Consider the following 14,433-nt stretch of genomic DNA (forward strand, 5'->3'; position numbering starts at 1 on the left):
GTTGTTTTTTCATCAGCCAAAGAATCAGGTCAAATCGATATGGCGCTACCTTCGGCAAGTCAGGTATCTGCCGTGGACGTTGCATACGTGGATGGCGAGGGGGAAACTCAGGGGGCGATTTAAGAGGGCGAGGGTTCGGCGATACCGCGCATCGTACTCTTCTGGCCGCCATCAAAGGTGATGCCAGGTTTCATCACAAAGGTAAGCGCGATTCCACACATCATCACACCGATCGAGAGGACGAATGTCATGTTCCAGTTGCCAAGGCGATCGACGAAGTACCCCGCGACCACCGGACTCACGATTGCTGCAATGAAACCCGTGCCGCTCATGATACCGCTCGCGGTACCCGAACGATCATACGCGATGTCCATCGGAATTGCCCACATCGGACCAATGTTCATTTCATTGAAGAACATCGCGGCTGCGAGGCAAGCCAGTGAGTACATCGGGTCGTGCAGCAATACGACGGGAACTAGCGAAATCGCCGTGAGCCCCATGCAGAGCGCGACAAGATAGCTACGGGCGAGCTTCACGTTGCCGGTCCTGCGTATCAGCCGGTCGCTGACGAGACCACCAGCCAGATCGCCCACGACGCCGGCGATGAAGACACCGGACGTGAACACGACAGCCTTTTTGATGTTGAAATGGAAGGTATGCATGAAGTATAGAGGCATCCAGTCGAGCATCAGCCAGAGAATCCAGTTGTAGCAGAAGTAGACGGCGGACACGGGTGCCATGCGCCTGTAAAGCCGGATCCATGTGCCTCGCGCGTCGACGGACTGCGTCTTCGGCGGTGGCAGTGCCGCCAGTTCTTCGCGGGTGATGCGCGGATGGTCTGCTGGCCTTTCGGTGTACGTGAGACGCCACAGCACGAGCCATACCGCGCTGAGCGCGCCGAGGAGATAGAACGAGAATCGCCAGTTGAATGCCGTCATCAGCGCTAACACTACGATCGGTGCGATCGCATTGCCGAGACGCGCGCACGAGTGCGTGATGCCCTGTGCCATGCCGCGCCTGTCTTTGGTCACCCATGCAGCCATTGCGCTGGTCGATGCAGGGAATGTTGCGCCTTCGCCGAGCCCGAGCAATAGCCGTGCAGCGACCAACGACACGAATCCACTTGCCAGCCCAGTCAGCGCGGTTGCGATTGCCCAGACGGCGGCGCACGCGATCAGTGTGCGTCGCGCGCCGAAACGGTCGCTGACCCATCCTCCGATGAACTGGAAGATCACGTACGGGTACGCAAAGGCGGAAAAGATGATGCCCAACTGCGTGTTCGTCAGTCCAAGTTCACTCTTGAACTGACCCGCGGCCGTGCTGATGTTGACCCGGTCCACATAGGTGATGAAATACATCAGGCAGAGCATCGCCAGCACAAGTGTGGTGGCTTTGGGCAGTGTTCGTCTCATGTCTCCTCCTGGCGAGCGAAGTTGGTACTTCTGGCCTTGTGCGATCGCGTGCAATGTGTTCGACGGTTGCTACCGGTCCATTGTGATAGTTACTATTTCAGTCGACCGGAAGTGAACGCGGTCACGGCATTCCGGAATTCGGCGCTGCCGTACACTGCCTCGACCAGATCGTCGTCGTCCATCCGCTGTTCGACGACGATGCGCCGCAGGCTTTCCTTTGCAGCCTGCTGCGTTACAGCCGACAGCCCGATCAGACGTTGTGCGAGTGAGCGCGCCACGGAGTCGAGCATGTCCTGATCGCAGACGTCGTAGACATAGCCACAGGCTAGCGCCTCTCCGGCGTCCAGGAACTCGGCGAGCAGCAGCATTTTCTTCACACGTGGCGTGCCGAACGCAGCGTGAAGCCGGGCGAGATTGCGCGACGAAAGTGTGTTGGACAACGTCTTTGCAATCGGTACACCGAAGCGGGAAGCGCCGCTGCACACGCGAAAATCACACGCTGTCGCGAGCGCAAGACCGCCACCTACGGCCCACCCATCGATGACCGCAACGGTCGGCACCCGGATGCGTTCGACGGCGTCGATCACGCGCTCGACAAGCGCCTCGTAGGCTATGCCTTGCCGTCCATCGCGCAGGGCAGTGAAATAATCGATGTCGGTGCCCGACACGAATGATTTTCCGCCAGAACCCCGGATCAGGATGCAGCGCACTGACGTATCGTTCTGACATTGCCTGATCAAGGCGAGCAGGGTTTCATACATTGGGATCGTCATCGCGTTGTGCCGCTCTGGACGGTCGATCAGAATCTGCGCGGTTCCTGCGTCAGGCTTGCTCAGGGTAACCTGGTCGCTCATGGCTGAGTCCCGTTAATTTCTGCGAAGAGTTCCGCGTTGTGCTCGCCAAGCAGTGGAGGGTGGCGCCGCACTTGCTGCGGCGTGCCGAGCAACTTGACGGGGAAGCCGATGTTGTTCACCTTGCCTTCGATCGGATGGTCGATCTCCATGCACATGCCTCGATGCCGTGCATGGTCGCTTCCGAATGCTTCGGGGTACGATAGAATCGGACCGGCTGGTATGCCTGCTGCCAGCATTATCTCGATCCATTCTTCGCAATCGCGGCGTGCGAACGACTGCTCGAGCCTTTCGATCAACGCTTCGCGATTTTTCAGGCGCAGCGAGACTGTCTCATATTCCGGATCCCGGAACAGATCCGGCCGCTCGATCAGCTCACACAGTTTCGACCACAGTTTCTGGTTGGTCGCGCCCATCACAAAGTAGCCGTCACGCGCCTTGACTGCCTGGTACGGTGCGCTCATCTTGTTGCTCGTGCCGAGTGGTGATGGCGGCACACCGGTGCCCCAATAATCCGACATGTCCCAGATCGAAAAGGCCATCGCCGAATCGAACAGTGACGCGTCGATGTGCTGACCTTCGCCTGTCTTCTGCGCGCCGATATACGCTGAGAGAAGGCCGTAGACAGCGAAGAGGGCGCAGCCGATATCGGCCACTGGCACGCCCGCCTTCACAGGTTTGCCGCCCTTGTACCCAGTCACGCTCATTACACCCGACATCGCCTGGGCCATCAGGTCGAAACCGGGGCGCGACGCCCACGGTCCGCTTTGCCCGAACCCGGAAATACTGACGTACACAATCTTTGGATTGATCGCGCGCAGCGACTCGTAGTCGATTCGCAGCCGCTGGACGACGCCCGGCCGGTAGTTCTCGACGATGACATCAGCTGTCCTGGCCAGCTTGTAAAAGAACTCGCGGCCTTCCTCGCTCTTGAGGTCCAGCGACAACGAGCGTTTGTTACGGTTCATGTTCAGGAAGCCCATGCTGTCTGGCCCTTTCATCTTGAACCCCATCGCGCCACGCGTCTGATCGCCTTCGGGCGGCTCAACCTTGATCACGTCGGCACCAAGATCGGCGAGCATCATGCAGGCAAATGGCCCTGCCATCACCTGGCTGACATCGAGTACCCGGATGCCCTGCAGCGGCAAGGGTCTCGCATGTGTGGAATCGTCGGATCGCGACATATGCAAATTTCCTGAAGAAGTAGGGGCGAGCGCTCACCACAGCGAGAATCACGGTACTCGCGCTCAAAGGACAGAGGCGACAGCCGCTGGCGAAGCCTGCGCACGGCCGGGGCAAAGCGGTGTGAGGCCCGGCGCAAGCGCGTGTTCAGGCGCGTGAGCTCAGCTGGAAGAGCGGGCGTGCGCTGCGCGAGGGGATTGCGGTGCGGTCATGTTGTCTCCGTGTATGTGTTGTTTTGACAACTTTCGCCCGGGTGGCTGATCGGGGCAAGCCCGAAAAGCTCATGGCTGGATTCGCAAAATACGAAAGGGCGGAGCCCTGTCTTTGCGTTATATTACTAATGCCTTTCGGTTAACGCGTTCACGACGTTCTGTAGCGTCTGCGTTTGTGTATGCCCCTCAATGTACGAAAGTACATAGTCGCGCTGGTGCCAGTCGCCCAGGATCTCTGCACTGGCGAGTGACATCTCGGGATTGAAGGATGCAAGAACATCTGGGGGCATCAGGCCGACACCGAGACCATGACGCACAAAGGCTAGCATTGTGTCGAAGCCGTTCACGGAATAGTCGTTGGTGAATTGCCGGCCACGGCTGCGAAAAGCGCGCTGGACGGCCGAAAGAATCGCCGAGCCTTTGCCGAGACTGACGAGAGGGATGTTGAACAGGTCGTCGAGGGAGATTGGGGAGCCCGGGAACTGGAAATGCGCACGACTGTAGACGAGTACGAGACGATCCTGGTGGTACGGTAATTGTGGCCGGTCGAGGAAGCCACTTTTCTTCTCGTAGATGCCGATATCGATGACCTTGTCTCGCAACAGTTGCTGGACGATCTTGCTGTTCTCTTCGACGATCTTTAGCCTGATGCCGTGGTAGCGCTGCTGGATGGTCGCGATGTCACGCGCGAGGAGCTCGATCACGACAGCCTTTGGTGCGCCGATGATGATGCGCCCCTCCAGCCCGTGGGCGAGCGTCTGGGCGTCTCCGGCGAGCCGGTCGACTAGCGTGTCAATCTGGCGGATGTGGAGAAGCAGTTTGTCACCGGACTCAGTGACTTCGACGCCGTGAGGAATCCGGCGGAAAAGTTTTGTCCCGAGTTGGAGTTCGAGATCGGAAATGCGCCGCGAGGCGGCCGCCACGGCTAGGCCAAGTTTGTCGGCGGCCCGGGAAATACTTCCTTCGTCGACGATGGCGAGGACCAGCCGAACGGTTGTCGTGTCGACTCTCAAAATGATTGAAGTCTCGTGGTGAGTTTCATGAATGCGGGATCCGTCCGACGTGGAGTCTGGGTGCAGATCACCGTCAATGTTCTGACGCCGGTCGTAGTGTAGACGGATTTCTGCCGCGCATGCGTTGCGAGCCTGCGGCGTGAACTGGCGAGCGTGTGACGATGAACTGGCATGCTTGACTGCTGGGGGCGAAGAGCTCGCCGCTCTGGTCGGGAGTTCTGCAGAGTGAACAATGTCGACGTCAGGAATCAGACCGGAATTACGTATCGGGCACCCTCAGCATGACAGGGGCGGAAAGACACGTTGTGCGCCAGGGGAGCACCTCGAAAGCCGGGCACCTTGACAATCTTTTAATTTTTTCTGGCGACTTGAGTGATAGATTGCGAACGTTTCCGGAGACGAATCCTGTGGACAACTACGTCTTTCGCTATAAGGGCTATATAGTCGATTTCACGCCGTTCGACGCAGGTGCGGGAACGTACGGCGCGCGCTGGGCCATTGCGAAGGATGACGCTATATGGTCGGGCAGCGTGCCATTATCCACCGCGATTCTCGGAGCCCGTGGCACCCGTGAGGAGATGGCTGAGCTCGGCAGAAGCAGCGCGACCCAGCTGATTGATCGCGCGTAGTGCCAATGCGCTTTTATTGGCGATGCATGGCACGCGGATGATCCGGCCGGATGCAGCGCGCCAGCAGTTGTTCGAGCCACTCAGCAAATACCTGAACGCGACGCGAAAGGTGTTGGCGGTGCGGGTAGAGCAACGTCATCGGCATCGGCGGCGGCCGGTAAGCGGGCATGATCTCGATGAGTTCGCCTGCGAGCAGGTACTCGCGGACGTCGTAGGCCGGAATCTGGATCAGGCCGAGGCCTGCAGGCAACATGCATAAGCGGGGCTTGCGACATTGATGAGCGGCAGTTCGAACATCGGACGGGCGACAAGATCCGAGTCTGGCAGCAGGCCGACTCGCAATGCGCAATCGACCCGGTCCTCAACCAGATTGACAATGCGATCGGTGATGCCCAGTTCGATATTGATCTGCGGGTAGCGCTCGAGAAATTCCGGCAGCGCTGGTGCGACGATCAGGCGTCCGATTCGGGCCGGTAGGTCAACTCGCAATGTGCCTGCAGGCGCCATCGTTGATTGGCGGAACAGGTTCTCGGTCTCGTCCATGTCGGCAATCAGCCGCAGGCAGCGTCCGTAAAATGCGGCACCGTCTGGCGTCTTGCGTCGCCGAAGTACAACGTCGCCCTTATCTGGGAAAGGCGGCTTCGCCGGGACTCTTTCATTTAGCATTGTCATCAGCGACTGTTTCCCTTTCCCGGTCCGGGTTCAGAACTATCGCATTACGGTTGACCCGGCGCGCAGGCGAGCTGGCGCGGGGAGGTTCAACCGCGTAACGTTGTCGTGGCGACGGTGAATTCCTCGGTACTGACCTGCTCTGTGAGCCAGTCATCTGGCGAGCATCTCCACCAGCCAATGCACAAGCGGATTGGCGGCAGACCGTGGGTGCCAGGCAGCGATCAGATCGAAGCCGGGAGGCGCTGAGTCACCCACAAGGCGCAGAGGCGCCAGCCGGGGATTCGGCAGCAGGCGAGAAGGCAGGAACGCCACTGCTCCCATTGCCTCGATTACCTCCGGTACAAGCAGGAAATGCGGTACTGCCAGGACGACAGTACGTTCCAGTCCGAGCTGCTCCAGCCAGTCATCCGCAGAGCCGATCAAATTCGCTCGGGCTGGCGAGACGACAACGTGAGGCAGTTTTGCCAGCTTCTCCAGACTCAGGACATGCCCTCCGGCGAGCGGCGAATCGCACGCCGCTACACAGATATAGCGCTCGTGAAAGAGGAGCTGCCGGGGATAATTCGCTGGGACATACTCGGGAATCGAAACCAGAATATCAATTTCGCCTGTGCTCATCCTGGTGGCCACGGCGTCGATCTCGAATTCGCTCAGGATGAGTTTGAGTTGTGGCGCCTGCGTGCGAATGGCACGCAGTTTCGGCGCCACGACGACACTGTGCGCATAGTCGGCCGCTGAAATGGCGACAGTGCCGGTGACCGTGGCTGGGTCGAAAGGTCTGCGATCGACCAGCCGCTCCATAGCCTGCAAAATTTCACGCACTTCCGCTGCCAGTTCCAGGGCAAGGGCGGTGGGCATGACGCCACGTCCCGTCCGCAGGAACAATGGGTCTCCGAACACATCACGCAGGCTGGACAAATTGGAGCTCACGGCCTGCTGGGTCAGGCCGATCTGGCCTGCGACGCGGCTCAGATTTCCGTCTTTCACCAGCGCATCGAAGATGCGCAGCTGCTTCACGCTGAGGTGGGAGGCTCTGTTCATTTTTGTATCTTATACAAGAAGTAATTGTTTGCTCTTGTATCGGAACACGTTTACTTTTCGGGGATCTGCAAGGACACGAACTCCGATGACCCAGAGATACTTCGCCATGGACTTCGCTTTCTACAGTTCCATCGGTGTTTATAGTTTTGAAGACCGTTGTGAGATCACGAGGGCGGCCGGCTATGACGCTATCCATCTGGCGATCTGGGACGGTCGCAACTGGCAGCTTGCCCGGGAACTGGCAAGCGTCAGGGAGCGGTTCGGACTCGATGTCGCCGGCGTTTACGTCGTGCTGGACCTGGCCCTCGGCGAAGCGGATCCGCGCAATAGCGGCATCCTCAAGATGATTGAGACCATGCCTGAGGGGTCGACTGTCGATCTTGCCATCAAGTCCGCGGGCACAGGCTTGCGTCCCTCCGACCCGCAGGGCGATGTTGCGGTAATTGCCTGGTTGCGCAAGGCGCTGGCGGTCGCCGAACGGCGCGGTACGCGCGTGCTGATCTATACGCACATCCAGTTCTGGGTAGAGAAGCACAGTGATGCGATCCGGCTGTGCGAGAGGGTTGCGCACCCCAACCTCGGCCTGACCTTTTCCGCCCTGCAATGGTATGCACGTGATGGCCAGAACCTGGCAGCGATGCTGAAGCGGGCTATGCCCTATCTGAAGCAGGCCAATCTCTCGGGCAGCCGGCTCAGCCCACAGGGATTCTTTGAGGTGGCTACCATCGAACCAGTCGATACGGGCGAACTGGACAACTTCGCCGTGGTTTCGTTACTCACCCGCCTGGGCTATAACGGTCTGCTTGGCTACAACGGCTGGCACGAGGGCGGTGACAGCTACAACAAACTGGAACGCTCGCTGCGTGCGATGAAGGACATCGTCCGACGCGTCGAGCAGTATCCTCATTGGGGGCGTCACCTGGATGCGTGACTCTCTCTCCATGCTGTCGCCCTCGACGACACCCTATTCAGCGCAGCCGGGCTTTGCACGTACTTTCGAGGCTGGCCGGCTGACGTTGGGCCTTTTCTTCCCGATCGAGTCCTTTGCGGGCGATGCGCCCTTGATGGAACGCCAGGCCGAACTGGCCAGAACCGCCGAGGCTGCAGGTTTCGCGGCCCTCTGGCTGCGCGACGTTCCCTTGCGCGATCCAGGCTTCGGTGATCTCGGTCAGATATTCGATCCGTTCGTCTACCTCGGTTATATCGCCGGCCAGACCAGCGCGATTGCTCTTGCTACCGGTTCCATCGTCGTGCCGATTCGTAACCCGCTGCATCTCGCAAAGGCTGCGACGAGCGTCGATCAATTGAGCCAGGGGCGCCTGCTGCTGGGCGTTGCGTCGGGCGATCGCCCCGTCGAGTTTCCGGCTTTCGGCGTTGATGCCGAGCGGCGTGGCGAGATTTTTCGAGAACACATTGATGTGCTGCGTCAGTCGCAGCGGACCCGCTTCACGGCGCTGCACTGGAGCGGTGGATCGCTCGCGGGAGCCGATATGATCCCGAAGCCGTTCACGGAAGAGGTACCTCTGCTGGTGACTGGCCGCAGCCGGCAATCGATGGACTGGATTGCCAGACATGCCCATGGCTGGATCACCTATCCCCGGCCGCCCAGGCTGCAGAAAATGGTGATTCAGGAGTGGCGTGCTGCGGTGGTCGCACAGTGCGGGGAAATATTCAAGCCGTTCAGTCAATCGCTCTATCTCGATCTGGCCGAGGCGCCGGGCGAGCCGCCGCAGCCGATCCATTTAGGTTATCGCCTGGGACGAAGTCATCTCATTGCATTGCTGGAAGTCCTCCAGGACCTCGGCGTAAACCATGTCATGCTGAATTTGCGGTTCGGACAACGACCGGTTCCCACGGTGCTGGAGGAACTGCACCGGCATGTCTTACCGCGGTTTCCAGCAATCACTCACAATTCGCAGGCAGAACGGGGGCTCAAATGAAATTCGGTATTATCGGTGCAGGCCAAATTGGCGGCACGCTCACCCGTCGGCTGAGCGCACTGGGTCACCAGGTTCTCGTTGCCAACTCGCGCGGCCCCGACACCCTGACCGGATTGGCTTCGGAAACGGGGGCGAGGGCGGTAACGGCCAGTGAAGCCGTGCATGAGGTTGATCTGGTGGTTCTCACGATCCCGGAAGCCAGGGTTCGGGACCTGCCAAAAGGACTGTTCAATGATCTTCCTCTCGACGTCCCATTGATCGATACTGGCAACTACTATCCGCGCGAGCGGGATGGACAGATTCTGGATATCGAGCAAGGGCTCCCGGAAAGCCGGTGGGTGGAGCAGGAGATCGGCCACCCGGTGATCAAGGCGTTCAACAATATCTACGCGAAGCAGCTTCTTGAACTGGGCAAACCGGCGGGGACGCCGGGCCGGATTGCGCTTCCGGTCGCGGGCGATGATCCGCTTCTCAAGGCAGTTGTAATGGCAATGGTCAACGAACTTGGATTCGATCCCGTGGACGCGGGCGTGATTGCGGACTCCTGGCGCCAGCAGCCAGGGTCGCCGGTCTACTGCACCGACTTGAGCATGGCAGGGGTGGTGAGCGCGCTGGCAAAAGCCAACCGGGAACGCTCGCCCCGGTGGACGGCAACGCCGGATAGTCCCGGCAGCTTCGATGCGCCTGCGTGATATTTCCACTTCCTGATCGCCGCGGTGTTGGGCTGGGCTTTGAAAGAGCACTTCTTGCATTTGCGCCCGTCGGCAAGTGACGGCATGTCATCGAGATGCTGGTTGCGCCCGACAAACACATGGCTCGCGTCGAGTTCGTGACTACGTGTGATCTCAACCGTCTGGAGGTTCGTCCCCCGGTGCCCGCACCGTCAACTCGTTGCTTAAGGAGATCATAACTGCGGGATTGTTCTGTGCGCGCATGGAACTGATCGCGTATCGAAAGACTTGCCCAAGCAACTGTTTGAGCTTCCCGGCAACATAGGTGCTACCGTTTTGGCGTTCGAAGCCCGTGCGAATGCTACCGTCGCCGACGCCTTTAACAAGCTGGTGAACAAGTGCTGCCGTGATATCCGGTGCAGGAAGCGCGCCGATCGCGCGATTGACGACGGACCGCCCTAGCCACGTTTTTCGCTGATTGAATGTGTAATCCGCGACGGTACCCGTGTGATGTTCCAGCCATTCGGAGCATATCGCGCCGAGCGTTTGTGCCTGCGCCTGGACGTATGGGCGCCTTCGAATTGTCCGATAATCCCGTCTGATCAGAACAGGCTGTGCGGGGAATCGAACAGTGCGGGGTGAACCATGCCGATGGAAATGAACGATCTGGCCGCTTTCGTCTCGGTGGCGCGCGCGGGCGGCTTTCGCGATGCAGCACGCGCGAGCGGCGTTTCGGCGTCGAGCCTGAGCGCCGCGGTGCGCAGGCTGGAGGCGAAGCTCGGGCTGCGCCTGTTGAACCGCACCACGCGCAGCGTCGCGCCGACCGAGGCGGGGCAGCGTCTGCTCGAATCGATCGCACCGCTGTTCAGCGAGATGGAAGCGGCGCTCGACGTGCTCAACGGCTACCGCGAAAAGCCGGCCGGCACGCTCAAGCTCAATGTGCCCGCGAGCGCGGCGCGCACTATCCTGCCGGGCGTGCTCGCGCCGTTTCATCGCGCGTATCCCGAGATTCGCGTCGAGGTGGTGGTGGAGGACGGCTTCGTCGACGTGCTGCAGATCGGCTGTGACGCCGGGATCCGCTACGACGAGCGGCTGGAGCAGGACATGATCGCGATTCCCATCGGTCCGCGCGTGGAGCGCTTCGCGATGGTCGCCTCGCCCGCTTATCTCGCGGCGCGCGGGCGGCCTGCACACCCGCGCGAGCTGCTCGACCACGCTTGCCTGCGGGTGCAGTTCGCGGGCGGCGCGATGCCGCTCTGGCATTTCGAGCGCGACGGCGAAGTGCTGCGCCTCGACCCGCCGGCACCGCTCGTCGTGCGTCCCGGTGCGGCACTCGATCTGCTGATCAACATGGCGCTCGACGGCGTCGGCATCGTGTACCTGTTCGAAGAGATGTTGCTGCCGCATATCCGCAGCGGCGCGCTCGTGCGCCTGCTCGACGACTGGGACGTATCGTTTCCGGGGCCGTTTCTCTACTACCCTGGGCGGCGGCACCTGCCGGCGCCGCTGCGCGTGTTCGTCGACTTCGTCAAGGCGAATGCGCAAGACGATTCGGCTTCCTGATCAGGCGTCGAGCAATCCACGTCGCCTACTCGGGATGACGCGGCGTCTGTTCTTCGTCGGTGGTCCACGGCTCGCCGTGCGTGGTCCAGCCAGGGCACCCGGGGCGCGCGCCGTGCTTGATGACGCTTAGCGACGCTTCATGCCGTACTCGATGAACGTGCGGCACAGCAACTCCATGCCTTTCGCGTCCTCTTCGTCGAAGCGCGCGAGATGCGGGCTGTCCACGTCCCATACTCCGATCAGTTCGCCGTCCGGCGTGACGAGGGGCACGACGATTTCCGACTGCGAAGCCGAATCGCACGCAATGTGCCCCGCGAACGCGTGCACGTCTGGCACCACCTGCGTTTGCCGCGTGGCCGCCGCCGTGCCGCATACGCCCTTGCCCAGGGGAATGCGTACGCACGCCGGTTTGCCCTGGAACGGACCGACTACGAGCTCGGTGCCGTCGAACGAATAAAAGCCCGCCCAGTTCAGGCCTTCGAGCGAATGAAACACGAGCGAAGCGAAGTTCGCCGCGTTCGCGATGACGTCGGTTTCGCCTTCGATCAGCGAGCGCGCCTGCGCTGCCAGCGATTCGTAGCGGGCGGATTTGTCGGAGGGAAGGGTGTCGGAAAGCGAGAACATAAGTCGGTCGATCGGGATATCAGGATATGCGCCGTTCCAGTGAAGGGCGTGGTGAGCCAACCGGGAGTTTAGGCGAGATCGGGCACCGGCAGGAAATCGGACGGCGAGGAATGTGGCGCATCCATGGACCGGAGCGCGCCCTCGTGCGATTATTCACGTTTCGTGTTGAATCTATCCACGCCTGCGGGGCTGGTCGCCGGCGGGTTTTCAGGCATGCTGGCGCATCAGGACAGATTCAGGCACAGAAACGGAGGACGCAACATGAGCAGGACATTCAGAATCGCCGCCATTGCTGGCGACGGCATTGGCCAGGAAGTGATGCCCGAGGGCGTGCGCGTCGTCGAGGCGGCCGCCTCGAAGTTCGGCCTCGAGCTCGAATTCACCTATTTCGACTGGGCAAGCTGCGACTACTACCTGCAGCACGGCAAGATGATGCCCGACGACTGGTTCGCCACGCTCAAGAATTTCGATGCGATCTACTTCGGCGCAGTCGGCTGGCCCGACAAGGTGCCCGATCACATTTCTCTGTGGGGCTCGCTCCTGAAGTTCCGCCGCGAGTTCGACCAGTATGTGAACCTGCGCCCGGTGCGTCTGTTGCCCGGCGTGCCGTGTCCGCTCGCCAACCGCAAGCCTGGCGACATCGACTTTCTCGTGGTGCGCGAGAACACGGAGGGCGAGTACAGCTCGGTGGGCGGCAAGATGTTCGAAGGCACCGAGCGCGAGTTCGTGCTGCAGGAGTCGGTGTTCACGCGTCACGGCGTGGACCGCATTCTCAAGTACGCATTCGAACTCGCGAACCAGCGCGGCCGCAAGAAGCTCACGGCGGCCACGAAGTCCAATGGCATCTCGATCAGCATGCCTTACTGGGACGAGCGCGTGGCCGCGATGGGCGAGGCGTATCCCGGCGTGAAGTGGGACAAGCAGCACATCGATATTCTGTGCGCGCGTTTCGTGCTGCAGCCGGACCGCTTCGACGTGGTCGTCGCGTCGAACCTCTTCGGCGACATCCTCTCGGACCTCGGCCCCGCATGCACGGGCACGATCGGTCTGGCGGCCTCGGCGAACCTGAATCCCGAGCGCAAGTTCCCCTCGCTGTTCGAGCCGGTGCACGGTTCCGCGCCCGACATCTTCGGCAAGAAGATCGCCAACCCCATCGCGATGATCTGGTCGGGCGCGATGATGCTCGACTTCCTCGGCAACGGCGATGCGCAATACAAGGCCGCGCACGACGCGATCATGCGGGCCATCGAGAAGGTGCTGGTGGAAGGCCCGCGCACGCCCGACATGGGCGGCACGGCGAACACGACCGAGCTGGGCGAAGCGGTGGCCGCCGCGCTGTGACGCACATGCCGGACGCACCGAAAGCGCCGAAATCCGTCGCGTCGCCGGAGCTCGACGACTTGCGCGTGTTCTGCATGGTCGCGCGCAAGGCGAGCTTCAGTGCAGCGGCCGAAGCGCTTGCGGCGTCGCCGGCCTATGTGAGCAAGCGCGTGGGCGTGCTCGAGGCGCGCCTCGGCACGCGCCTGTTGCACCGCTCGACGCGGCGCGTCGCGATGACGGAGGCGGGTGAGCGCGTCTATGCGTCGGCGGGCAAGATTCTCGACGACGTCGAGCGGCTCGTCGATGACGTCTCCACCACGCGGCGCATTCCGCGTGGCACGCTGCGCGTATCGAGCAGCTTCGGCTTTGGCCGCAATTTCGTGGCGCCCGCGCTTGCGGGACTTTCCGAACGGTATCCGCAGCTGAGCGTGCGGCTCGAACTGTTCGACCGGCTCGTCGATGTGGCGGGCGAGGGCTTCGACCTCGACGTGCGTATCGGCGACGAGATCGCCGGCCATCTGATCGCGCGGCGTCTCGCGACGAACTATCGCGTGCTCTGCGCGGCGCCCGCGTATCTCGCGCGGCGCGGCGCGCCTCAGGAGGTCGCCGATCTCGCCAAACACGCGTGTCTCGCGATCAAGGAACGCGATCATCCGTTCGGCGTCTGGCGCCTGAATGCGCATGGCGAAACGGTTTCGGTGAAGGTGGCGGGGCCGCTTTCGACCAATCACGGCGAGGTGGCGGTGCAGTGGGCGCTGGCGGGCCGCGGCATCGTGCTGCGTTCGATGTGGGATGTCGCGCCATTGCTGGAGAGCGGGCGCCTGCAGCGCGTGCTGCCCGGCGTGACGCAGCCGGCCAATGTCTGGGCCGTGTACCCGGCGCGCCTCGCGCAGTCAGCGAAAGTGCGCGTGTGCGTGAATCATCTGGAGGAAACGTTCGCGCGCATCGGCATCGCCGCGCCTGCAAACGAGGACGAGAGCGGACGCTGACCAGATCTGTCGCAGTAATGCAGTCGGTTGTGATGTGCGGAACAAGACTGCGCGTCGTGCGCCAGGGGCGCATCAAGCCGTGCGGGGACGAACGGCACCGCTGCGAAAAAGACCCAGACCGTCGCGGTCCGGGCAAGACCGGAGCGCGGGGCGCGCGCTCCGGCCGGAGGTTCCGCCAGGAACCGGCGCTTCATGCGCGCTCGGCCTGGCTTGCGGCTCGCCCGCAGACTCGCAGGCCGCGCGGCAATTACTGGCCGAAGTAGACCGGCTTCATGCCGTCATCCGAGGGGCGCACGACGGCGGGCGCACCCGAT

14 protein-coding genes and 1 pseudogene are annotated in these 14,433 nt (G+C 61.5%); 7 read left to right on the top strand and 8 right to left on the bottom strand.

Translation table 11 applies throughout. The features are described 5' to 3' along the window. Positions 1–119 precede the first annotated feature (119 nt). The 4 genes from C7411_RS17915 to C7411_RS17930 form a co-directional block, all read right to left on the bottom strand. The gene (locus tag C7411_RS17915; protein WP_110385581.1) at positions 120–1,412 is read right to left on the bottom strand and encodes an MFS transporter; all 1,293 of its coding nucleotides are present in this window, start codon (positions 1,410–1,412) and stop codon (positions 120–122) included. A gap of 92 nt (positions 1,413–1,504) precedes the next feature. After that, the gene (locus C7411_RS17920; protein WP_110385582.1) at positions 1,505–2,266 is read right to left on the bottom strand and encodes an enoyl-CoA hydratase; all 762 of its coding nucleotides are present in this window, start codon (positions 2,264–2,266) and stop codon (positions 1,505–1,507) included. Further along, a complete protein-coding gene (locus C7411_RS17925) occupies positions 2,263–3,447 on the bottom strand; it encodes a CaiB/BaiF CoA transferase family protein (RefSeq protein ID WP_110385583.1) in 1,185 nt (394 codons plus the stop codon). The genes C7411_RS17920 and C7411_RS17925 overlap by 4 nt, the downstream gene beginning before the upstream one ends. 335 nt (positions 3,448–3,782) lie before the next feature. Continuing rightward, positions 3,783–4,670, bottom strand: coding sequence for a LysR family transcriptional regulator (locus C7411_RS17930; protein ID WP_110385584.1), 888 nt, complete (start codon positions 4,668–4,670; stop codon positions 3,783–3,785). A 407-nt stretch (positions 4,671–5,077) separates the two neighbouring features. Here C7411_RS17930 and C7411_RS37075 point away from each other — a divergent pair, with 407 nt between their 5' ends. Further along, the gene (locus tag C7411_RS37075) at positions 5,078–5,299 is read left to right on the top strand and encodes a hypothetical protein (protein WP_133253670.1); all 222 of its coding nucleotides are present in this window, start codon (positions 5,078–5,080) and stop codon (positions 5,297–5,299) included. 13 nt (positions 5,300–5,312) lie between these two features. Here C7411_RS37075 and C7411_RS17940 read toward each other — a convergent pair. Together C7411_RS17940 and C7411_RS17945 are read right to left on the bottom strand one after the other, a co-directional pair. After that, positions 5,313–5,893: pseudogene (locus tag C7411_RS17940) on the bottom strand (LysR substrate-binding domain-containing protein); the annotation flags it as partial. Positions 5,894–6,121: 228 nt separating this feature from the next. Continuing rightward, a complete protein-coding gene (locus C7411_RS17945) occupies positions 6,122–7,012 on the bottom strand; it encodes a LysR family transcriptional regulator (RefSeq protein WP_110385586.1) in 891 nt (296 codons plus the stop codon). Positions 7,013–7,097: 85 nt separating this feature from the next. On the opposite strand from C7411_RS17945, the gene C7411_RS17950 reads away from it, so the two are divergent. The 3 genes from C7411_RS17950 to C7411_RS17960 are packed head-to-tail and all read left to right on the top strand — an operon-like array spanning position 7,098 to position 9,644. Then, the gene (locus C7411_RS17950) at positions 7,098–7,943 is read left to right on the top strand and encodes a sugar phosphate isomerase/epimerase family protein (RefSeq protein WP_110385587.1); all 846 of its coding nucleotides are present in this window, start codon (positions 7,098–7,100) and stop codon (positions 7,941–7,943) included. After that, positions 7,936–8,952 (top strand): LLM class oxidoreductase, encoded by a 1,017-nt coding sequence (locus tag C7411_RS17955; RefSeq protein WP_309147581.1) that lies wholly within the window; start codon positions 7,936–7,938, stop codon positions 8,950–8,952. Before C7411_RS17950 ends, C7411_RS17955 begins: the two co-directional genes overlap by 8 nt. Beyond that, a complete protein-coding gene (locus tag C7411_RS17960) occupies positions 8,949–9,644 on the top strand; it encodes an NADPH-dependent F420 reductase (RefSeq protein WP_110385589.1) in 696 nt (231 codons plus the stop codon). The genes C7411_RS17955 and C7411_RS17960 overlap by 4 nt, the downstream gene beginning before the upstream one ends. Positions 9,645–9,797: 153 nt before the next feature. Here the strand turns inward: C7411_RS17960 and C7411_RS38960 are convergent, their stop codons facing one another. Continuing rightward, positions 9,798–10,334 (bottom strand): phage integrase central domain-containing protein, encoded by a 537-nt coding sequence (locus C7411_RS38960; RefSeq protein WP_373682605.1) that lies wholly within the window; start codon positions 10,332–10,334, stop codon positions 9,798–9,800. Between C7411_RS38960 and C7411_RS17965 the strand changes: the two genes are divergently transcribed. Then, complete coding sequence (locus tag C7411_RS17965; RefSeq protein ID WP_110385590.1) at positions 10,275–11,186, top strand: LysR family transcriptional regulator; 912 nt, start codon at positions 10,275–10,277, stop codon at positions 11,184–11,186. The two genes, C7411_RS38960 and C7411_RS17965, sit on opposite strands and share 60 nt — an antisense overlap. A gap of 126 nt (positions 11,187–11,312) precedes the next feature. Here C7411_RS17965 and C7411_RS17970 read toward each other — a convergent pair whose 3' ends face one another. Then, complete coding sequence (locus tag C7411_RS17970; RefSeq protein ID WP_110385591.1) at positions 11,313–11,810, bottom strand: GAF domain-containing protein; 498 nt, start codon at positions 11,808–11,810, stop codon at positions 11,313–11,315. A gap of 261 nt (positions 11,811–12,071) precedes the next feature. On the opposite strand from C7411_RS17970, the gene C7411_RS17975 reads away from it, so the two are divergent. Together C7411_RS17975 and C7411_RS17980 are read left to right on the top strand one after the other, a co-directional pair. Continuing rightward, on the top strand, positions 12,072–13,151 hold the full coding sequence (locus tag C7411_RS17975; RefSeq protein ID WP_110385592.1) for a tartrate dehydrogenase: 1,080 nt from the start codon (positions 12,072–12,074) through the stop codon (positions 13,149–13,151). A gap of 5 nt (positions 13,152–13,156) precedes the next feature. Further along, on the top strand, positions 13,157–14,119 hold the full coding sequence (locus C7411_RS17980; protein WP_110385607.1) for a LysR family transcriptional regulator: 963 nt from the start codon (positions 13,157–13,159) through the stop codon (positions 14,117–14,119). Positions 14,120–14,433 lie beyond the last annotated feature (314 nt).

The organism is Paraburkholderia silvatlantica (assembly GCF_003096715.1).
Classification (GTDB): Bacteria; Pseudomonadota; Gammaproteobacteria; order Burkholderiales; family Burkholderiaceae; genus Paraburkholderia; species Paraburkholderia silvatlantica.

Coding starts and splice junctions, on each gene's coding strand:
- C7411_RS17945 (WP_110385586.1), bottom strand. CDS start 7,012: ATGAACAGAGCCTCCCACCTCAGCGTGAAGCAGCTGCGCATCTTCGAT.
- C7411_RS17915 (WP_110385581.1), bottom strand. CDS start 1,412: ATGAGACGAACACTGCCCAAAGCCACCACACTTGTGCTGGCGATGCTC.
- C7411_RS17980 (WP_110385607.1), top strand. CDS start 13,157: ATGCCGGACGCACCGAAAGCGCCGAAATCCGTCGCGTCGCCGGAGCTC.
- C7411_RS17960 (WP_110385589.1), top strand. CDS start 8,949: ATGAAATTCGGTATTATCGGTGCAGGCCAAATTGGCGGCACGCTCACC.
- C7411_RS17925 (WP_110385583.1), bottom strand. CDS start 3,447: ATGTCGCGATCCGACGATTCCACACATGCGAGACCCTTGCCGCTGCAG.
- C7411_RS17970 (WP_110385591.1), bottom strand. CDS start 11,810: ATGTTCTCGCTTTCCGACACCCTTCCCTCCGACAAATCCGCCCGCTAC.
- C7411_RS17950 (WP_110385587.1), top strand. CDS start 7,098: ATGACCCAGAGATACTTCGCCATGGACTTCGCTTTCTACAGTTCCATC.
- C7411_RS17920 (WP_110385582.1), bottom strand. CDS start 2,266: ATGAGCGACCAGGTTACCCTGAGCAAGCCTGACGCAGGAACCGCGCAG.
- C7411_RS17955 (WP_309147581.1), top strand. CDS start 7,936: ATGCGTGACTCTCTCTCCATGCTGTCGCCCTCGACGACACCCTATTCA.
- C7411_RS17975 (WP_110385592.1), top strand. CDS start 12,072: ATGAGCAGGACATTCAGAATCGCCGCCATTGCTGGCGACGGCATTGGC.
- C7411_RS17965 (WP_110385590.1), top strand. CDS start 10,275: ATGGAAATGAACGATCTGGCCGCTTTCGTCTCGGTGGCGCGCGCGGGC.